Origin of the sequence: Tenacibaculum geojense, from assembly GCF_042676005.1 — a bacterium.
GTDB lineage: Bacteria > Bacteroidota > Bacteroidia > Flavobacteriales > Flavobacteriaceae > Polaribacter > Polaribacter geojense.
In genome coordinates this window covers 93,174-114,260 of sequence record NZ_JBHTJR010000030.1, presented here as the reverse complement: position 1 = coordinate 114,260, position 21,087 = coordinate 93,174, and the positions used below count along the sequence as shown (strand labels likewise).

20 protein-coding genes and 2 tRNA genes are annotated in these 21,087 nt (G+C 31.2%); 11 read left to right on the top strand and 11 right to left on the bottom strand.

What is annotated here, in order from left to right; all coding sequences use genetic code 11:
- The first annotated feature begins 30 nt into the window (after positions 1-30).
- Positions 31-1,344, top strand: a complete 1,314-nt coding sequence (gene sufD, locus ACFQ1U_RS06000) for a Fe-S cluster assembly protein SufD (protein ID WP_386106342.1) — start codon at positions 31-33, stop codon at positions 1,342-1,344.
- Between the two features lie 35 nt (positions 1,345-1,379).
- Here sufD and ACFQ1U_RS05995 read toward each other — a convergent pair whose 3' ends face one another.
- The 5 genes from ACFQ1U_RS05995 to ACFQ1U_RS05975 form a co-directional block, all read right to left on the bottom strand.
- The gene (locus ACFQ1U_RS05995) at positions 1,380-1,889 is read right to left on the bottom strand and encodes a GNAT family N-acetyltransferase (protein WP_386106340.1); all 510 of its coding nucleotides are present in this window, start codon (positions 1,887-1,889) and stop codon (positions 1,380-1,382) included.
- Position 1,890: 1 nt separating this feature from the next.
- Positions 1,891-2,256, bottom strand: coding sequence for a DUF2200 domain-containing protein (locus ACFQ1U_RS05990; protein ID WP_386106338.1), 366 nt, complete (start codon positions 2,254-2,256; stop codon positions 1,891-1,893).
- 2 nt (positions 2,257-2,258) lie between these two features.
- Positions 2,259-2,918, bottom strand: coding sequence for a hypothetical protein (locus ACFQ1U_RS05985; RefSeq protein ID WP_386106336.1), 660 nt, complete (start codon positions 2,916-2,918; stop codon positions 2,259-2,261).
- A gap of 110 nt (positions 2,919-3,028) precedes the next feature.
- The gene (odhB, locus tag ACFQ1U_RS05980) at positions 3,029-4,240 is read right to left on the bottom strand and encodes a 2-oxoglutarate dehydrogenase complex dihydrolipoyllysine-residue succinyltransferase (RefSeq protein ID WP_386106334.1); all 1,212 of its coding nucleotides are present in this window, start codon (positions 4,238-4,240) and stop codon (positions 3,029-3,031) included.
- 112 nt (positions 4,241-4,352) lie between these two features.
- Entirely contained in the window at positions 4,353-7,103 is a 2,751-nt protein-coding gene (locus ACFQ1U_RS05975) for a 2-oxoglutarate dehydrogenase E1 component (RefSeq protein WP_386106396.1), read from the bottom strand.
- Between the two features lie 242 nt (positions 7,104-7,345).
- On the opposite strand from ACFQ1U_RS05975, the gene ACFQ1U_RS05970 reads away from it, so the two are divergent.
- The 9 genes from ACFQ1U_RS05970 to ACFQ1U_RS05930 all read left to right on the top strand — a co-directional run bounded on the left by ACFQ1U_RS05970 (position 7,346) and on the right by ACFQ1U_RS05930 (position 14,735).
- A tRNA-Asn gene (locus tag ACFQ1U_RS05970) sits at positions 7,346-7,419 on the top strand.
- 61 nt (positions 7,420-7,480) lie between these two features.
- A tRNA-Asn gene (locus tag ACFQ1U_RS05965) sits at positions 7,481-7,554 on the top strand.
- 45 nt (positions 7,555-7,599) lie between these two features.
- Positions 7,600-8,727: an aminotransferase class I/II-fold pyridoxal phosphate-dependent enzyme gene (locus ACFQ1U_RS05960; RefSeq protein ID WP_386106332.1), complete on the top strand. Its 1,128-nt coding sequence runs from the start codon at positions 7,600-7,602 to the stop codon at positions 8,725-8,727.
- A 72-nt stretch (positions 8,728-8,799) separates the two neighbouring features.
- Positions 8,800-9,414 carry a dethiobiotin synthase gene (bioD, locus tag ACFQ1U_RS05955; protein ID WP_386106330.1) on the top strand — a complete coding sequence of 205 codons (615 nt, stop codon included), beginning with the start codon at positions 8,800-8,802 and terminating at the stop codon, positions 9,412-9,414.
- Positions 9,411-10,676, top strand: coding sequence for an adenosylmethionine--8-amino-7-oxononanoate transaminase (gene bioA / locus ACFQ1U_RS05950; protein WP_386106328.1), 1,266 nt, complete (start codon positions 9,411-9,413; stop codon positions 10,674-10,676). Before bioD ends, bioA begins: the two co-directional genes overlap by 4 nt.
- Before the next feature lies 1 nt (position 10,677).
- Positions 10,678-11,832 (top strand): beta-ketoacyl synthase N-terminal-like domain-containing protein, encoded by a 1,155-nt coding sequence (locus ACFQ1U_RS05945; protein WP_386106326.1) that lies wholly within the window; start codon positions 10,678-10,680, stop codon positions 11,830-11,832.
- 54 nt (positions 11,833-11,886) lie between these two features.
- Positions 11,887-12,984 carry a biotin synthase BioB gene (bioB, locus tag ACFQ1U_RS05940; protein ID WP_386106324.1) on the top strand — a complete coding sequence of 366 codons (1,098 nt, stop codon included), beginning with the start codon at positions 11,887-11,889 and terminating at the stop codon, positions 12,982-12,984.
- 91 nt (positions 12,985-13,075) lie between these two features.
- Positions 13,076-13,951 (top strand): cupin-like domain-containing protein, encoded by an 876-nt coding sequence (locus ACFQ1U_RS05935; RefSeq protein WP_386106322.1) that lies wholly within the window; start codon positions 13,076-13,078, stop codon positions 13,949-13,951.
- An 85-nt stretch (positions 13,952-14,036) separates the two neighbouring features.
- On the top strand, positions 14,037-14,735 hold the full coding sequence (locus ACFQ1U_RS05930; RefSeq protein ID WP_386106320.1) for a Bax inhibitor-1/YccA family protein: 699 nt from the start codon (positions 14,037-14,039) through the stop codon (positions 14,733-14,735).
- Positions 14,736-15,084: 349 nt separating this feature from the next.
- Here ACFQ1U_RS05930 and rseP read toward each other — a convergent pair whose 3' ends face one another.
- The gene (gene rseP, locus ACFQ1U_RS05925; protein ID WP_386106318.1) at positions 15,085-16,434 is read right to left on the bottom strand and encodes an RIP metalloprotease RseP; all 1,350 of its coding nucleotides are present in this window, start codon (positions 16,432-16,434) and stop codon (positions 15,085-15,087) included.
- 177 nt (positions 16,435-16,611) lie between these two features.
- Here rseP and ACFQ1U_RS05920 point away from each other — a divergent pair, with 177 nt between their 5' ends.
- A complete protein-coding gene (locus ACFQ1U_RS05920; protein ID WP_386106315.1) occupies positions 16,612-17,289 on the top strand; it encodes an SCO family protein in 678 nt (225 codons plus the stop codon).
- Here ACFQ1U_RS05920 and ACFQ1U_RS05915 read toward each other — a convergent pair whose 3' ends face one another.
- The 5 genes from ACFQ1U_RS05915 to ACFQ1U_RS05895 form a co-directional block, all read right to left on the bottom strand.
- Positions 17,290-17,634 carry an SdpI family protein gene (locus tag ACFQ1U_RS05915; RefSeq protein WP_386106314.1) on the bottom strand — a complete coding sequence of 115 codons (345 nt, stop codon included), beginning with the start codon at positions 17,632-17,634 and terminating at the stop codon, positions 17,290-17,292.
- A gap of 4 nt (positions 17,635-17,638) precedes the next feature.
- The gene (locus tag ACFQ1U_RS05910; protein WP_386106312.1) at positions 17,639-18,508 is read right to left on the bottom strand and encodes an acyl-CoA thioesterase; all 870 of its coding nucleotides are present in this window, start codon (positions 18,506-18,508) and stop codon (positions 17,639-17,641) included.
- A gap of 31 nt (positions 18,509-18,539) precedes the next feature.
- Positions 18,540-19,751, bottom strand: coding sequence for a GNAT family N-acetyltransferase (locus ACFQ1U_RS05905; RefSeq protein ID WP_386106310.1), 1,212 nt, complete (start codon positions 19,749-19,751; stop codon positions 18,540-18,542).
- Positions 19,752-19,793: 42 nt separating this feature from the next.
- Positions 19,794-20,747 carry a hypothetical protein gene (locus tag ACFQ1U_RS05900; protein ID WP_386106308.1) on the bottom strand — a complete coding sequence of 318 codons (954 nt, stop codon included), beginning with the start codon at positions 20,745-20,747 and terminating at the stop codon, positions 19,794-19,796.
- Between the two features lie 81 nt (positions 20,748-20,828).
- Positions 20,829-21,086 carry a SemiSWEET family sugar transporter gene (locus tag ACFQ1U_RS05895; RefSeq protein WP_386106306.1) on the bottom strand — a complete coding sequence of 86 codons (258 nt, stop codon included), beginning with the start codon at positions 21,084-21,086 and terminating at the stop codon, positions 20,829-20,831.
- Between the last annotated feature and the right edge of the window lies 1 nt (position 21,087).

Here is a 21,087-nt window from a genome sequence, read left to right as displayed (position 1 = left end):
ACAACTTTATAAACTTTAGAACTTAAGAAAATGGAATTAAAAGATAAATTACTATCATCATACGTTGCCTTTGAAAACGGTAAAAACATCAATTCTGATGTTCATGACATTCGTTCAAAAGCGCTTCAAAACTTCGAGAAATTAGGTTTTCCTACAAAAAAACTAGAAGCTTGGAAATACACTTCTTTAAACGCTGTTTTAAAAGAAGACTATTGTATTTTTCCTAAGGCTAAAAAAGCTGTAGAATTAGCGGATGTAAAACAGTATTTTATTCATGATATAGATACATATAACATTGTGTTTATTGATGGTAAATACAGTTCTTTTTTATCAAATACCACACACGATGGGAAAGATATTTGTTTGTTATCGTCAGCATTAACAAAATCAAAATACAAAGCTGTTATCGAAAACTATTTTAACAAAATAGCGAAGCAAGATAATATGACTTCTTTAAACACTGCGTTTACAAACGAAGGTGCTTATATTTATATACCAAGAAATGTAGAAGTTGAAAAACCAATACAAATCATCAATTTTACAACTGGCAGTGAAGCAGCAACTATGGTTCAGCCGCGTAATTTAATTATAGCTGAAAGAAATGCACATGTTCAAATTATTGAACGTCATCAAAGCTTAACAAGTAATCCTGTTTTAACAAATGCTGTAACAGAGATTTTTGTTGACACGCATGCTAATGTTGATTACTACAAAATACAAAACGATGTAGCTACAGCATCTTTAGTAGATAATACCTATATAGAGCAACAAAAAGAAAGTTATTGTTCTGTACACACTTTTTCATTTGGAGGAAATATTACACGTAATAATTTAAATTTCTTCCAAAAAGGAGAGCACATAAACTCTGTTTTAAAAGGAGTAACTATTACTGAAGGAAAACAACATGTAGATCATCATACTTTAGTACATCATATTGAACCTAATTGTGAAAGCCATCAAGATTATAAAGGTATTTATAACGATAGATCTACAGGAGTATTTAATGGTAAAGTAGTTGTAGAAAAAGAAGCTCAAAAAACAAATGCATATCAGCAAAATAACAATATTTTGATAAGTGATAAAGCAACAATTAATGCTAAACCACAATTAGAAATATTTGCTGATGATGTAAAATGTTCACACGGTTGTACCATTGGTCAGCTAGATGATCAAGCATTATTTTATATGCAACAAAGAGGTATTCCTAAAAAAGAAGCAAATGCTTTATTAATGTATGCTTTTGCGAACACAGTTTTAGAAAGTGTAAAAATACCAGAAGTAAAACAACGAATTACTAAATTAATTGCGGATAAATTGGGCGTTAATATAGGATTTGACTTATAAATTACAAAACCGACTGATTAATCAGTCGGTTTTTTTTATAATTTAAATAGCATTAGCTCTTCATCATCGTTTGGTATTTTAATATATCTTTCAAAAGTCAAACCAAGCTTCTTTAATAACTTTTGAGAAGAAATATTCTCTTCCAATGTAATTGCACTAAGTTGATCTACATTGAATTCTTTAAAACCTAAATTTTTAATAAAATTAGCTGCTTCAAAAGCATAACCTTTACCTTCATAATCGGGTAAAAAGGCAAAACCAATATCTAAACCATCTATTCCCTCTCTATCATATAATCCACAACTTCCAATTTTAACATTATCACTTTTACGAATTACTGTAAAGTTACTGTGCCCTAATTTTTCTAATTGTGAAAGCATTCTTTTATTAATATAATTTACAGCATCATTTACGGTCTTAATATTTCTGTCACCAATAAACTGAATCCATTTTGGACTATTTAATAGTTTATAAATAAATGGAGCATCATCAACTGTAGTAAAGCGTAAAAACAACCTTTCAGTTTCATAAACTTTCATGTTCATTTTAGTTTCTTAAAATTTTATCCATTTTTTTACCTTTAGCTAATTCATCAACCAATTTATCCAAATAACGAACTTGTTGGGTTAGTTTATTATCAATTTCTTCCACTCTATACCCACAAATAACACCTTTAATTAAATTTGCATTAGGGTGTAAATTGGCTCTATTAAAAAAGTCTGAAAATGTAACCTTATCATTAATTAACTGATTTAAATCATCCACTGTAAAACCAGTTAACCACGAAATAACTTCATGTAATTCATCTTTTGTTCTTCCTTTCTTTTCCACTTTAGTAATATAATGTGGATATACGGATGCAAAAGTCATCTTAGCAATCCGTTCATTATGTTTATCTGATGTTATTGCCATAATTAATGCTTTAAGTGTTTATCATGTTTTATTAGTGATTTCATCAAAAAATAATATGCTAAATTGTATAGTAGTACGCTTAACATTAAATAAAAAGTGGTGGTACCTTCAATTTTTTTTGCTCCAGATAATGAATCTGAAACTACAAATATAAAAACTGATAATAGCATTTCTAGGTTACCATATTTAGGTCCTGTTGCTAAAATATTAGCAAAAGAAACAGCCAATAAAAACATCAAACTTACTGTTGTGAAAATTGATAAGTAAAAGAATAAAGTAGAAACATACATCGTATACAAAACAATACTAATGGCACATGTTAACACTCCAAATATGATAAATATACTTTTATAATCTTTTCTATTAGGACGTTGATATAGTAACAAAATACTCCATATTGCCCTTAAACAACATAAAGAAATTAATCCACTAATTGTATAAGCATTCAAAGAGAATAAGAAACCAGTAGAAACTATTAAAACACATAATAAAATAAAACTGATAGTTATTCTTTTTATAGCAACATACCCATATAATACAATTGATGATAAACTTAAAAACCTAGTAATAGGTAATAAATTATGTTTATTAAAATAAATCATTAAAACATCAGCAATCCAAAAAACAATAAAAAAAGATAATAGAACTTGTTTTTTGAGCATGAGGTAATATTTAATTGGGTAGCATTATAAAAATATAATAAAAATCCCACACATAAAAATGTGTGGGATTTTTAAAAAGAGTTATTTTAAAATAATTGCTTAAGCAATTATTACATTTCTAAAGCTTTTGTTGGATTACCATCCATTAATAATTCAACAGGATTTTCTAAGGCCTCTTTAACAGCAACTAAAAACCCTACAGATTCTTTCCCATCAATAATTCTATGATCATATGATAAAGCTACATACATTATTGGTTGAATTACCACCTCACCGTTAACAGCCATTGGTCTGTTAACAATATTATGCATTCCTAAAATAGCACTTTGTGGTGGGTTAATAATTGGAGTAGATAACATAGAACCAAATACTCCACCATTAGTAATCGTAAAAGTACCTCCAGTCATTTCATCAACTGTAATTTGCCCTTCACGTGCTCTAATAGCTAAGCGTTTTACTTCACTTTCTAACCCTCTAAAAGTTAAATTTTCAGCATTTCTAATTACAGGTACCATTAAACCTTTAGGACCTGATACTGCAATTGAAATATCTTGAAATTCAAAAGAAACCATTTCTTTACCATCTATCATAGAGTTAACGGCTGGGTACATTTGTAAAGCACGTACACAAGCTAAAGTAAAGAAACTCATAAAACCTAAACCAACTCCGTGTTTAGCTTTAAATGCTTCTTTATATTCATTTCTTAAATCGAATATAGGTTGCATGTTAACCTCATTAAAGGTAGTTAACATTGCTGTTTCATTTTTAACAGAAACCAAACGTTCAGCAACTTTTCTTCTAAGCATTGATAACTTTTTACGCTCAACACCTCTAGATCCTGCTCCTGGAGTTCCCATAGAAGGGACTGCTTTAACAGCATCTTCTTTTGTTACTCTTCCATCTTTACCAGTACCTTTAACATCAGAAGCACTCATCCCTTTTTCTGCTAAAACTTTTTTAGCTGCTGGTGATGCAGTTCCTGTTGCATAAGTTTCTTTAGCTGGTTCAGCTTTTGGTTCTTCTTTTTTATCTTCTGCTGGTTTCGTTTCTTCTTTTTTTGGAGCCTCAGAACCTTCAGGTTTTTTAGCATCCATATCAATTAAACATACTACAGCTCCTACCGCTACTGCGTCTCCTTCTTCTGCCTTAAGCGTAATAATTCCGCTTTCTTCAGCAGGCAACTCTAAAGTTGCTTTGTCAGAATCTACCTCGGCAATTGGCTGATCTTTCTCTACATAATCGCCATCTTCAACTAACCAAGTTGCTATTTCTACTTCCGTGATTGATTCCCCCGGAGAAGGAACTTTCATTTCTAAAATCATTAGTTCTAAATTTTATGTCTAAAATAATTCTTTTTTCTATTTGTTGGGCGTTCCCTTATGGGCCGGGCTTTTCGCGCTACATGGTAGCTAGCTTCAATCCCTAACGCAAATTTTAATCAAAAACCTTATCAATAATTGCTTGATGACGGCGTTTAAAACGTGTACTAGACCCTGCAGCTGGTGCAGCTCTGTATGCTTCAGAAGCACATTCTAATCTCGCTAACTCAAAACGCTCTAACATATAACCCCAAGCTCCCATGTTTTTAGGTTCTTCTTGAGCCCAAACATATCGTTCTACATTTGGATAAGAATCCATTACAGCTTTAATTTTATCATTGTGTAATGGAAATAATTGTTCTATTCTAACTAAAGCTACGTCTTCTCTACCTAAATTCTCACGTTCTGCTAATAAATCGTAATAGAATTTACCAGTACAGAACACCATTTTAGTAACCTTTGATTTGTCAATAGTATCATCAATTACTTCTTGGAAACCACCTTCTGCTAAATCTTCAATAGTATTAACAGCTTTAGGATGACGTAACAAACTTTTTGGAGTAAATACCACTAACGGTTTTCTAAAATCACGTTTCATTTGACGTCGCAAGATATGATACATATTTGCTGGTGTAGAACAATTAGCAATTGTCCAGTTATCAACAGCACTCGATTGCAAGAAGCGTTCAATTCTAGCAGATGAGTGTTCTGGTCCTTGACCTTCATATCCGTGAGGTAACAACATTACCAAACCGTTTTGTAGTTTCCACTTGTCTTCTGCAGATGAAATATATTGATCAAAAACAATTTGCGCTCCATTGGCAAAGTCACCAAACTGAGCTTCCCAAATTGTTAAAGTATCTGGTGAAGCCATAGCATAACCATAGTCAAAACCTAACACTCCATATTCAGATAAATGTGAATTGTATATGGTAAACTCTCCTTTAGTCTTTGGGTTTTTGTTAAGTAAGTTTACACGCTCAAGAGTTTCTTCATCTCTCATAATAGCGTGACGATGTGAGAAAGTACCACGCTCTACATCTTCTCCAGAAATACGAACATTAAATCCTTCTTCTAGTAATGTTCCATACGCAAGGTTCTCAGCAGTTCCCCAATCAAGAGAATTGTCTTCAAAAACCATTTTAGATCTTCCTTGTAAAATACGCTCTGCTTTTCTTACAAATTTGTGACCTTCTGGTGTAGATGAAATTACTTTTGCAATATCTTTTAAAGCCTCTACAGAATATTTAGTATCTACAGGCTGAAGCATGTCTTCTAACTGTTTTCTAATAAACTTATCCCAAACTTCTGGCATAAATTCACTAATAGTAGAAGTATCTTTCTTTTTTGACTCTTGGAACTCAGCTTCCAACATTTCTTTAAAATCAGTAGTAATTTGATTTAAGTAAGTTTTATCAATACTACCTTCTGCAATTAACTTTTCGGCATAAATATCTTTTGGATTTTTATGCTTAGCAATTGCCTTGTATAATTTTGGTTGTGTAAAACGCGGCTCATCTCCTTCGTTATGACCATATTTTCTATACCCTAAAAGATCTATAAAAATATCTTTCTTAAACTTCATACGGTATTCTACAGCTAATTCCATTGCATGGCATACGGCTTCTGCATCATCAGCATTCACATGTAATACCGGACATAAAGTTACTTTAGCAATATCAGTACAGTAGGTACTCGATCTAGCATCTAAATAATTAGTTGTAAAACCAACCTGGTTATTAACTACAACATGAAGTGTACCTCCTGTTTTGTATCCATTTAACTGAGCCATTTGAACCACTTCATAAACTACACCTTGACCTGCTACCGCAGCGTCTCCATGTACAAGAATTGGTAAAATTTTAGAATCGTCTCCTTCATATACCTCATCAATCTTAGCTCTGGTAATACCTTCAACTAACGGATCAACGGTTTCTAAGTGAGAAGGGTTTGGCACCAAATTCATTTTCATTTTTTGGCCACCTTTATACTCTTTACTTAATGTTAATCCTAAATGGTATTTCACATCACCATCAATAGTTTCATCTTCAAAATCTTTACCTTCAAATTCGCTAAATAAATCTCTTACTGGTTTTTTAAAGATATTTACTAATGTATTTAGACGGCCACGGTGCGCCATTCCTAAAACACATTCTTCAACTCCATAGGATTCTGCTGCTTCTCTAAGAACCATACTTAAACCAGGAATTAAAGTTTCTCCTCCTTCTACAGAAAATCGTTTTTGACCAACGTATTTAGTTTGCAAAAAACTTTCAAAAGTAGAAGCTTGGTTTAATTTAGATAAGATATATTTTTTATCATCTAAACTGTATGAGGGATGATTGTCATTTTCATTTAAACGATTTTGCCACCATTTAATCTCTTCTGGATTTCTTAGGTACATATATTCAACACCAATACTATCGCAATAAATAGCTTTTAAGTGATTGATGATATCTGATAACGGTTTAGGACCGATGCCTAAAATTTCACCAGCAGTAAAAACAGTTGATAAATCGTTGTTCGATAAGCCGAAGTTTTCAATATCTAAGGTTGGGGTGTATTTTCTACGCTCACGAACTGGGTTTGTTTTGGTAAACAAGTGACCTCTGGTTCTGTAACCATTAATAAGATCTACTACCAAAAACTCTTTACGAACTTCTGCCGGTATAGCTACCTCTACCTCTTCATCTGTTAAAGAGTAGTTTTCATTAGCAAGGTCATATCCTTGAAAAAAACTTCTCCAGCTTGGTTCTACAGCATCTGGGCTTTTTTGGTATTGTTCGTATAAATCACCAATAAAACCAGCATGCGCTGCATTTAAGAACGAAAACTTGTCCATATATTTTTTAGTACTTTTCTTTATTAAGAATAATGAACACAAAAGTACAACTTTTGATAAAATCTAGCTGTTTTTTTGCATTTTTTTGCCTTGTTTTATTTAAAACATATCATTTGTTTTTATATGTAAAATTAACAAAAACAAAATATTATCATTGTTTTAGCTTTTAAACACTTTTTTTAGCAACTTTTTTTTCAAAAAAAATTTGCAGAAATAAAAAAACTACTTAAATTTGCACTCGCATTTTAAACGATGAACGTTTAAATTCCTCCTTAGCTCAGTTGGTTAGAGCATCTGACTGTTAATCAGAGGGTCCTTGGTTCGAGCCCAAGAGGAGGAGCAAAGGCAACGTAGAAGCCGATAATTTCTACAATTTAAATATATTAGTTCTACATGAACATTCCTCAATAGCTCAGTTGGTTAGAGCATCTGACTGTTAATCAGAGGGTCCCTGGTTCGAGTCCAGGTTGAGGAGCAAAAAAGACTTACATAATTGTAAGTCTTTTTTTATTTTTACCACATGTTTTTACCTTCAAAACTTCAATCTAAATTAAAAAAACGAATAGATAATACTTCGTTAAGAAGCCTACATCAAAAAAACAATTTGATAGATTTTTCTTCAAATGATTATTTAGGTTATGCAAGTAATGAAGAATTGTTTTTTAAAACACATCAATTTTTATTAGATCGAAATTTAAAAATTAATGGAGCTACTGGCTCAAGACTTTTAACAGGTAATCATGAATTATATACCGAAACTGAAAGTTTATTAGCAACGTTTTACAAAACTGAGAGCGCTTTAATCTTTAACTCTGGTTACGATGCCAATATTGGATTTTTTTCATGTGTTCCGCAACGAGACGATATTATTTTATATGATGAATTTGTGCATGCTTCTATTAGAGATGGTATTCAGCTATCTAATGCAAAAGCTTTTAAATTCAAACATAACAACATTGCGCACTTAGAAGAATTGTTACTTAAGTTTTCATCCAAAAAAACAACCTTATATGTGGTTACAGAATCTGTTTTTTCTATGGATGGTGATTCTCCAAACCTTATCGAGATAAGTAATATTACTACAAAACATAATGCCTTATTAATTATTGATGAAGCACATGCCGTAGGTGTTTTTGGAAATGGATTAACTCCTAAATTACAATTAGAAACTACTGTGTTTGCAAGAATTATAACCTTCGGAAAAGCCTTTGGATGCCATGGAGCAGCAGTTTTAGGGAGCGGAGCGTTAATAAAATACCTTATTAATTTTGCCAGAAGTTTTATTTACACTACTGGATTATCTCCACACTCCATTGCAACTATATTACAAACACATCTGTACTACATCGAAAGTAATACACAAAAACTTCATAGTAATATTCATTTTTTCAACAAAGAAATTAAACGTTTAGATATAGCTAGTTTATTTATACAAAGCAACTCAGCAATTCATTGTTGTATAATATCTGGTAACGAGAAAACTAAGAAAGTAGCCAACAAACTTCACGAAAAAAACTTTGATGTAAAACCAATTTTATCTCCAACGGTTTCTCCAGGAAAAGAACGTCTTCGTTTTTGCTTACACAGCTATAATTCTGAACAAGAAATTACAAATGTTTTAGAGAACCTTAGTATTTTTGCTCACTAAACTCAAAAAGCTATTAGTAGCTTAAATTTTAAAAATACTTAAAAGCAATTTTTTTGCTTTACTTCATATAATATGGAACAAAAAAAATATTTCATAACAGGTATTTCTACCGAAGTTGGAAAAACTGTGGCAGCTGCTATTATAACAGAAGCGCTTCAGGCTGATTATTGGAAACCTATCCAATCAGGTGATTTAGATTATTCGGACACAGATAAAGTTAAAAAATTAGTTAGTAACCCAACTTCTGTATTTCACAAAAACTCTTATGCGCTCAAAACCCCAATGAGTCCACATGCAGCTGCAGAAATTGACGGGATTACTATTGATATTCAAAACATTAAAGAACCCACAACAAAAAACCATTTAGTTGTTGAAGGTGCTGGTGGCTTATTGGTTCCTTTAAATAATAAAGCTACCATTTTAGATATCATTCAACCTAACTATAAAGTTATTGTAGTTTCTCGTCATTATTTAGGAAGTATTAATCATACTTTACTAACCATTAAATTATTACAAGAAAAAGGATTTGATGTAATGGTTTTATTTAGTGGTAACGAGCATCCTACTACAGAAACGATTATAGAAAAAATGACAAATGTTTCTGTATTGGGTAGAATAGACGAAGAGCCTTTTATAGATGAGAATGTAGTTAAAGAATACGCTGAAAAGTTTAAAAATTTATTATGAGTTTAACCAAAAGAGACAAAAAACATCTTTGGCATCCGTTAACCCAACATAAATTACACTCAGAGCATTTAGCAATTGCTAAAGCAAAAAATGCAATATTGATAGATGATAACGGTAATGAATACATTGATGGAATAGCATCTTGGTATACATGCATGTACGGACATTGTAATGAATATATAACTCAAAAAGTTAGTGCTCAAATGCAACAATTAGATCATGTTGTTTTTGCTGGATTTACTCATGAACCTGCCATTAAACTTTCTGAAGAACTTATAAAAATACTTCCTAATAATCAGGAAAAATTATTTTTCTCTGATAACGGATCCACTTCTGTAGATATTGCCATAAAAATGTCTCTTCAATATCATTTTAATCAAGGTGAAAAAAGAGGAAAAGTAATTGCTTTAGAAGGTGGTTTTCATGGTGACACGTTTGGTGCAATGTCTGTTTCAGGGTTATCTGTATACAACGGTCCTTTTGAAGATTTTTTTATTGATGTTGCAAGAATTCCCGTTCCAACAAAAGAAAATATTTTATCAGTAAAAAAACAGTTTTTGCAATTAATTCAAGAAAATAAAGTTGCCTCTTTCATTTTTGAACCAATTGTACAAGGAGCTGCAGCCATGCAAATGCACGATCCTTCTTTGTTAGATGAGTTAATCTCTTTAGCTAAAGAAAACAATGTATTAACTATTGCTGATGAAGTTATGACTGGTTTTGGAAAAACAGGAAGTTATTTTGCTTCTGATTACCTGCAAAACAAACCAGATATTATTTGTTTATCTAAATCATTAACTGCAGGACTTGTTCCAATGGCTATAACAAGCTGCACCCAAAAGGTTTATGATGCTTTTTTAAGTAATGATATTTCAAAAGGCTTTTTCCATGGTCATACATATTCAGCAAATCCTATTGCATGTACAGCTGCGCTAGCTGGAATCGAATTATTACAAACAGAAGTTATTCAGCAACAAATAAAAAAAATCACATTAAAACACCAAACGTTTGCTAACGAAATTAAATCTCATCCTAAAGTAAAAACTACTCGACAGCAAGGAGTTATTTTTGCATTAGATTTAGATGTAGAAATGGAACGTTATGGAAACTTAAGAAATAAATTATTTAATTTTTTTATGCAAAATGGTGTATGCTTACGACCATTAGGAAATACTATTTACATTTTAGCTCCTTTCGTTATCACAAATCAACAGCTAGATAAAATATATGCAACCATTAAAAAAGCATTAGAAATTTTGTAGCATGACACAACCAATTTACATTAATTCTTGGGCTTCTATTTCTGCTTTAGGTAGTAATCCAGAAACCATTTGGCAAGCATATTTAGACAATAATCATTACTTAAAAAAAAGAGATTTTAATCAATATACGGCTTTTGTTGGTAGATTAGCTGATGAAGATTATAAGCTAATTGAAAATATAAAAAATAGCGACAATAAATATAAAAACCTTGATAAATCTGTTCTTTTTGCATTATACACCGCACGATTAGCGACAAAAAAAGCAGGATGGGATAATAATGATAATTTTGGGGTTAATTTTGGATCCTCTAGAGGAGCTACTGAATTATTTGAAAAATACCATCAAGAATTTTTAAAAACAGGGGTTTCATCAACATTAAGCTCTCCAACGACCACCTTAGGTAATATTTCTTCTTGGATTGCGCATGATTTACAAACCAACGGACCAGAAATTTCTCATTCTATAACCTGTTCAACAGCGCTACATTCGTTGTTAAATGGAATTGCTTGGCTACAAGCCGGTATGTGTTCTAAATTTTTGGTTGGCGGAAGCGAAGCTCCACTTACTGACTTTACCGTAGCACAAATGAAAGCATTAAAAGTGTATAGTACTAAAAACGACACCTATCCTTGTAAAGCTTTTGATGTGAACAAAACCAAAAATACAATGGTTTTAGGTGAAGGTGCTACCGCAGTTTGTTTAGATATTAAAAAAAATAATCAAACCGTAGCTACTATAGAAGGTATTGGCTATGCAACAGAATCTCTCCAACACAATACTTCGGTAACTAAAGATGCTGAGTGTTTTCAAAAAAGCATGAAAATGGCCTTAAAAAACACTGATCCATCTACAGTAGATGCTATTGTAATGCATGCTCCAGGAACAATTAAAGGAGATAGTTCAGAAGTTAATGCAATTGCTAAAGTTTTTGAAAATCATCAACCTTTTTTAACCACAAACAAGTGGAAAATTGGACATACATTTGGAGCATCTGGCTTATTAAGTTTGGAACTTGCTTTATTAATGCTACAACATCAAAAAACAATATCTGTACCATTTGCACCAGTCCAAAAACAACCTAAAAAATTAAACAAAATATTAGTTAATGCCGTAGGATTTGGCGGAAATGCCGTTTCGGTTTTAATTTCAAAATAGCCAAAAAAATACATTTAGTTTTCCTACATTTGAAAGCAATAAACAACGAAGTATATGAGCGAGACAAGACACAACTGGACGAAAGAAGAGATTTTAGCAATATACAACAAGCCTCTAATGGATTTATTATACGAGGCAGCTACAATACACCGTAAGCATCACGATCCAAACACCGTACAAGTTTCTACATTATTATCAATAAAAACAGGTGGATGTCCTGAAGATTGTGGATATTGTCCACAAGCAGCGAGATATCATACAGATGTAGAAGGAAATGATTTAATGACCGTACAACAAGTTAAAGCTCAAGCTTTACGTGCAAAATCCTCTGGAAGTTCTAGAGTTTGTATGGGGGCTGCATGGAGAAATGTGAAAGACGGACCAGAATTTGAACAAGTATTAGAAATGGTAAGAACCATTAATAAACTTGATATGGAAGTTTGTTGTACATTAGGTATGCTTACTGAAAACCAAGCACACCGTTTAGCAGAAGCTGGTTTATATGCCTACAATCACAATTTAGATTCATCTGAAGAATATTATAAAGAAGTAATTTCTACTAGAGGTTTTGAAGATCGTTTACAAACTATTGATAACGTTCGTAAAACTAACGTTACGGTTTGTTCTGGTGGAATTATTGGTATGGGAGAAGCAGAAGAAGATAGAGCTGGAATGTTAGTAGCATTGGCCACTTTAAATCCACAACCGGAATCTGTTCCAATTAATGCCTTAGTTGCCGTTGATGGTACGCCGTTAGAAGATCAAAAACCAGTTTCTATCTGGGAAATGGTAAGAATGGTAGCAACTACAAGAATTGTAATGCCAGAAACTCAAGTGCGTTTATCTGCTGGTAGAACTCAAATGAGCCAAGAAGGACAGGCAATGTGTTTCTTTGCAGGTGCTAACTCTATATTTGCCGGAGACAAACTATTAACAACTCCTAACCCTGATGTTAATGAAGACATGAAGTTATTTGAGTTGTTAGGATTAAATCCTCAAAAACCATTTATTAAAAAGATGCAACCTACTACAGTAGAAGCTCAAGACTCTCAATTCCAACCATTAGGAGAGAAACCAAAATGGACAAGACCAGGACATACAATTGAAAGAAACGAATTAAAAAAGGAAGAAGCTAAAAAAGTAAAAGCATAAACATTATTAATTCATGTATTTGTTTTAACAATTTGTATGTATAAACGTTTCATAACGTTTTCTTAACTTTGCGGTTATCAAATTTTAACTAATGGGATTACAATTAGTGCAAATAGATAGGGTAGAAACCATTACAAAAGAAGACTTTATCAAAAACTACTTTAAACCTCAAAAACCTGTTGTTATTGAGCGCTTTATTGAAGATTGGCCTGCATATACTAAATGGTCATTAGACTATATGAAAGAAGTTGCAGGAGATAAAACTGTACCGCTTTATGATGATAGACCTGTAGATTATAAAGATGGGTTTAATGAGCCACATGCAACCATGAAAATGAGTGAGTATGTAGATTTATTAAAACGTGAACCTACTAAATTTAGAATCTTCTTATGGAATGTTTTAAAGGAAGTACCTGTTTTACAAAAAGACTTTTCTTTTCCTGATTTTGGGTTACGATTAATGAAAGGTTTACCAATGTTATTCTTTGGAGGTAGAGACTCATATACTTTTATGCATTACGATATTGATTTAGCCAATATTTTCCACTTTCATTTTGAAGGTAAGAAAAAGTGTATTCTTTTTGATCAAAAACAAAATAAACATTTATACAAAATTCCACACTCTTTAATAACAAGAGAGGATATAGATTTTAATAATCCGGATTTTGATAAGTGGCCTGCTTTAAAGAACGCAAAAGGATTTGTTACCGAATTAGAACATGGTAATGTATTATATATGCCTGAAGGCTATTGGCATTATATGCGTTATATTACTCCAGGTTTTTCTATGAGTTTACGTGCCATAGCAAGAAACCCTAAAAACCTCGGAAAAGCTATTTATAATGTATTTATCATGCGAACTATAGATAATGTAATGAGACGTATTAAAGGTCAAAATTGGATTGACTGGAAAAACGAACAAGCAATTATCCGAACAAATAAAGTTAACGGTATATCAAAAAAATAATTAAAAGACGCTAATTTAAGCGTCTTTTTTTTTACAACGTATATTAAAATATTATGTACTTTTAACCAAACAAAATAAATTAACTATGGAAAATTTAAATAACAGAATGCTGTTAACACATGCAACTGATACTGAACGAGTAGAATTTTACAAAAAAACATACACCCATGTAGCTGGTGGTGTTTTAGTGTTTTTACTTTTCGAGTATTTATTATTTCAAAGTAGGCCAATTGTTGAATTTGCACTCTCTATGACACAAGGATATAAATGGCTGTTATTTTTAGGTGGTTTTATGCTAATTACAAATTATGCAGAGAGTACAGCTTTAAAAACAACCAATAAAAATCTTCAATACATAGCTTATACAGGTTATATTTTTGCAGAAGCTTTCATATTTATTCCTTTAATATATATGGCTATTATTTATACTGGAAGCTTTGAAATTTTAGAACAAGCTGGTATTGTTACCTTAACTTTATTTGTAGGTTTATCATCAGTGGTATTTATTACTAAAAAAGACTTTTCTTTTTTAAGAGCTGGACTTACAATAGGCTTTTTTATTGCATTAGGCTTAATAATAGCTGGCATGTTGTTTGGCTTTAACTTAGGTTTATGGTTTTCTGTAGCGATGTGTTTATTGGCAGCAGGTTCAATTTTATACCAAACCTCAAATTTAATTCATAAATTCTCTACAGATGATTATATACCAGCAGCTTTGGGGCTATTTGCCTCTTTAATGTTATTATTTTGGTATGTTTTACAAATTTTTATGTCTAGAGACTAAATCAAACAATAAATTTTAATCATAAAATAGGGGCAAAAACCCCTATTTTTAATTTAACATTTTGTTAAACAATAAAATAAAATAAAAACTACATGATATTTTGTAACTTGGTTGTTAAAAACCAAGCTTTATGAAAAGATGTCCACATTGTCATTCTAGTGAGAGAAGGAGAACTAGAAGATCAAAAATTTTCAAACTACTCCCATTTGTTCGTTTTTATTATTGTTTAAACTGTGGTAAAAAGTACTATTGGGTACATTATTTAAACGTTGGTGTTAAATTAGCCAAATAAAAAAGAGAGTGCTTTAAAACACTCTCTTTTTTATTTATATCATTATATTAAAAACTTTTAGGACGTAAAAAGTTTGAAAATATCATTCCCATTTGCTAATATTAGTAACGTTAATAAAATTAAGAATCCTACTAACTGAGCATACTCTAAAAACTTATCGTTTAATTTACGTCCGGTAATCATTTCTGCTAACGTAAATAATACATGACCTCCATCTAACGCTGGTATTGGTAACAGATTCATAAATCCTAACATAATAGACAAGAAAGCTGTTATACTCCAAAAGGTATAAGCACTCCATTGCTCTGGAAAAATACTTGCAATAGATATAAAACCTCCAACCCCTTTGTAAGCGCCTGTACTTGGATTAAAAATCTTTTTTAATTGCTTTACATAACTTGTTAACGTATTCCATGTTTTTGATGTCCCCGCCGGTATTGCCTCTCCAAATGAATATTCTTTTGTAGCAAGTGTATAATACCCTAATGCTTCTAAATCACTAAAACGTAAGGTACCAAAAACTACTTCTAATTTACCTTCATTTGACACAGATGCAGGAACTGTTAACTGTTCTTTTTTTCGTTGAACTGTTAACTGAACGTTTTTACCTTTAAACAAAGCTAATGTACTTTTAGCTTCATCATAATATTTAATTGGAGTACTATCAACAGCAATAATAACATCTCCTTTTTGCAATCCAGAATTAATATTTCTAGAGTCATTCGGAACATTATTTACTGCAAAAGGATATCTAGGAACAATAAAACTACCTCCATCTTTACCTCTATCTACGAGTTTAGAAATAAAATCTACAGGAATTTCTTTGGTTACTTTTTCTCCTTTCCTTTCAATTGTAAAGTTATTACCATTAATTAATTCCATTGGAATTTCTCCAAATTTTTGGATTTCTTTACCATCTACAGCTAAAATTTTATCTCCAGTTTGTAATCCAAGGTTTATAGCCAATGAGTCTTCTACCCAAATACCATCTTTAACACTTGAGTTTGGTAAATAACTTTCACCGTAAGACCACATTAACATTACATATATAAACCACCCTAAAACAAAATTTACAATAACACCACCTAGCATTATAATTAATCGTTGCCAAGCTGGTTTAGAACGAAACTCCCATGGTTGAGCAGGTTGTTTCATTTGTTCGGTATCCATACTTTCATCAATCATACCAGCTATTTTAACATAGCCTCCTAAAGGAATCCAACCAATACCGTATACAGTTTCTCCTATTTTCTTTTTAAATATTGAAAACTTATAATCGAAAAACAGGTAAAACTTTTCTACCTTGGTTTTAAATAATTTTGCGGGTATAAAATGTCCTAATTCGTGAAGTACAATTAATAACGATAAGCTAAGTAAAAATTGAGATGCTTTTATTAATATTTCCATAAAAGGTAATTAGACTGTAAATTAAATTAATCGAGCAAATGTACGTTTTTAAATACAGTATTAAAAGCTCATTGAATTGCAAAAAAATGTATTTAACAAACATTTTAGATATAATTTGACAATTGTCATTTCATTCTACTCTTTTTAAGCCGTATTTTTGCAATACAATTTGCAATTATGGATCTTATTTTTTTTAAAAAATCTAGAAATACTTTTATTTTTTTACTCTTTTTTACCATTGTTGGTGTTCCTGTATTTTATCATTTGGTAAAACAAGATGAACGACTTCCTATATACAACCCCGCAGATATCAATCCAAAATTAGTAGATGCTTCAGTAAGAAATAAAAGCAAAAATCATAAAGTTGGAGATTTTAAACTCATCAATCAAAATGGTGAGCTTATCACTAATAAAAATTACGATGGAAAAATCTATGTAGCCGATTTTTTCTTTACTCGTTGCCAAACTATATGTATAGCAATGGCATACAATATGAGTGAATTACAAGAACACTTTAAAAATGATGATGAAATTATGTTTTTATCTCATTCGGTAACTCCTGTAATGGATAGTGTACCGCAGCTAAGAAAATATGCTGATGAAAAAGGTGTAATTGATGGAAAGTGGAACGTTGTTACTGGTGATAAAAAACACATTTACGATTTAGCACGTAAAAGTTATTTTGCCGTTTTGGATGAAGGTAATGGTGATGAAAATGACTTTATTCATACAGAAAACTTTGTGTTAATTGATAAAGACAGACGAATTCGTGGCTCATATGATGGAACCAAGAAAGAAAACATGCAAAAAATTATTGAAGATATTGAATTGTTAAAACAAGAATATCAAGACTAATTACTTAAGTCTGTTTCCTTCATCATCAAAAGTTTTATTAATACTTTGTTCTGTTTTTAATACTGCCACACCTATACTTAACAGGAGAATTGCCATTGGCTGCCATGTTATTGATGGATTTATAGAAGCTAATACCAATGATGCAACTAATGAAATAGCTGAGTAAATTAGAAATTGTTTGGTAAAAAATGTATTAGCATATTGCCAAATATCATCATTCTTCATGCTTTTAGGTGTTCGATAACCGTATAAATGATTAATTTTTTTAGGTGGAAAAAAATAAAAAATCAAACTAAAAACAAATAATAATCCGTTTACTGATAATACGTAATAATATGGGTTCATAAATTTATTTCTTTTTTAATGGACGCATTAATCCTTCTTGAGCTACCGATGCAACTAAAGTTCCGTTTCTTGTAAAAATATTTCCTCTGGCAAAACCTCTTGCTCCATATGTATTGGGGCTTTCAATAGAAAAAAGCATCCAGTCATTAAAATCAAAATCACGATAAAACCACATAGAATGGTCTAAACTCGCCATTTGAGTATTACCAAAAGTAGCCACGCTAGCATTTGGGTTTAAACAAGCTGTTAAAATATTATAATCTGAAATATAGGTTAATATTTGTTGTTTAATCGCTAAAGATAAATCGGTAGTATTTCCTTTTACTTTAAACCATACATCTACCTGTGGTGGTAAATCTTTTTGCTCTAACGGATTAGGTACCTCAACAGGTTTAAAATCTATTGGTCGTTCTATTGCTAAAAAAGCCTTCATTTTTGAAGGTAAAAAATCACCAAATTGAGTAAGCATATCATTCCAGCTTAATAATTCTTCTGGTTGCTTTATGATTTTTTTGATGTCTTTTTGATGTTCATAACCTTCTTCTTTTTTGTGAAAAGAACAAGCTAGAATAAAAATAGTTTTATCATTTTGATGAGCGGTAACTCTTCGTGTAGAAAAACTACCACCGTCTCTTATAACTTGAACGTTATATGTAATTGGTAGTGTTAAGTCGCCTGCTTCTAAAAAATAGGAATGTAATGAGTGTAGTGTTCGAGATTCAGAAACAGTTCTGTATGCCGCATTTAGTGATTGTGCTAATACTTGCCCTCCAAAAACATTAGGACTCCCAATATCTTTACTAACTCCATTATAGTTATTGTTTCCAATATCTTCTAAAGTTAATATTTGTAATAGTTCTTGAACGTTTTTCATTAGTTGGTTTTTGTATTCAAATATACTTCTTTTACCGCGGAGTAACCAATGTTTTAGCTTTGAATGGTTTGTTTTGCCTAAATGGAGTTGGTTTGATATAACTAATTAATTTACCTAAAATTTTATTAGATAAACTACTTTTATGTCGTAAGTAAATAGTTAAATCTTGAGGCACAGCACCTACAGAACTTTTAATCTCACTTGCTGTACGTCCAAAATTAATACGATGTAATCGATTTTCGATTGCTATTTGCACATAATCATATAACATTCGTTGATATATGGCAAACTCTTTATTGTATTTGTAGTCTATACCAACAAAATGAGCATCTAAATTGTTATTATTAATCATTGCAGATAAAAAACCTACCAGTTTGTTGTTTAAAAAGTAGGCTTTTACTTTATAGTTTTCTGGAAAGTTTACAAGCAAATCTTTGAAGGTTTCAGTAGAAAACTCACCTAAATTAAAATCGGCTTTACTACTTACATTTTTGTACAAGCTATCTATCTCTGTTGCATAGTCATTAAAGTTAGTTACTGAAATGTATTGAGTAGTGAGTATATAACTTCTTTCTAAAGCTTTTTTTGCCTTAACACGAAATTTAGTTCTCATGGCTGCTAAATAATCATCAAAGCTATCCCAAGCAGCATCTAAAATTAATACCATATTAGGCTCTACATTAAAAGCGGTATAATTAAGCTCTAATAACTCGTTGGTTATCGGCAACGACTCTTTAATGAAATCTTTCATCATAAAAGCGCTGATTTTTTTCTTAAGCATAGGTGCTGTGTTAGCATAATTAACTACCGCTTTTGCTAATGCTAATATGATCTCTTTCTTATTCTGATTTTCACCAATCAAAATGCCATGTTCTCCACTAACAAAAGTATTTCCACAGGTTAAAATTTTATATGATTTTTTTGTTGAAAAGAATTGTAGACTTTTAATAAAGCATTGTAATTTTTCAATTAAATTTTGTTGACCAGATTGTATGCTTTCTATATAAAAGTTTACAATTTGAATAGTAGCTAGTGCCACAGGCTTTTCATTTAGATATAAAACTACATAATGAAATGCTATATCTGAATGGTTTTTAGCCAATGCATCTAAATAATTTGGATGATAATATAAATTAGATGATGAATTTAAAACTTCCCAAACAATTTCAGGAATATTATGTACACTAGTAAAAAATTGAAATGTATATTTTGTTGTATGTGAATTACACGCTGGTATTTGCATTAAATAGGTAATAAAACACTAAGTTACTAAACATTCATAAAATTATTGCACACCATAGTTCCAAACAGGAACTTTAAGCAATTTGCTTATTTTAACCATGTCACTTAAAAAGTATTCTTTATCACCATGATTAAGTAAGTTAATTCTCTCACCAGAATTGGTAACTAAATTTAATTCATAACAATAATATCCGCCAGATTGATTTCCTTGCACAAATTTTTGAAGAACCTGAAGTGCATAAACCTCCTGAAAAGGAATTTTTCTATCAAGAATAATCACTCTTTTTCGTTTATAAAAAAAAGCATGTGAACCAAAAAACAAGAATAAAATAAGTCCAATTATTAAAAACAAACCTCCTGAAGTAAAAAATAGCTTTCCTCCTTCCATAAAGCTCAACGATTTGTCAGATGTTTTAAAAAATTCTAAAAAAGTCCATGCAACATAATTTAAACCTATTAAAACAAAGGCTAAAGGCATTGAACTCAAAGTACTAGTAGCCGTTATTTTATAACCATAACTCGTTTCTTTTAATTGTTGACTATAAAAGTTACTTCCTGAACTTTTAACAGGGTCCCAAGAAATTGATTGGCCAATAGCATCCATATCAGGGTCTTCATAAGTAAACGTGATTTGTTTATTGGTTTTTGCTTTTTTCTTTTTCTTAGCTATATAATCTCCCCGAAACATCATGGTAAACATTATAGCTAATACTAGCAACATTCCTCCAGTTTTGTAATACGTATATCGCTCTTTTAATAACGATTTCTTATGAATAGGAACCGTAATTTCTAATGTTTTAAACCTATGGTAAGATGATGAAGTTACGGTACCTAATTGCTGAAGTGAATCTAGCTCTGCAATATCTTTTTCTAATGTTAAAGCTCTGTCTTCAAAATCATTATAAACTCTTTGTAATTGAGGAACCCCAACAAACACAAACATGCATATAGGAATAAGTAAAAACAATAAAGAGTGGTTAATTGTAATCTTTTTCATAGTTAGTTAGTTTAGCTGACACATATGACGCCATTAAAGATAATTTGTTACATAAAAAAAAGCAGCTCAAGGCTGCTTTTTTTATTTGTATTTAATTTTCATGAAAATTAGAAAAAGGGCACTAATTGCCGTAATTGTATTGGCTAAAATCATAGGTATACTTTTTAAATGGATACCATACACCAACCATAAAACAATACCTATAAAAAACATAACATACATAGTTAAAGACAACCCTTCTGTTTGTTTTGTTTGGTATGTTTTATAAACCTGAGGCAAAAAAGATGCTGTGGTTAATGTAGCTGCTACCAATCCTATTATTTCATAAAAATCAATCATA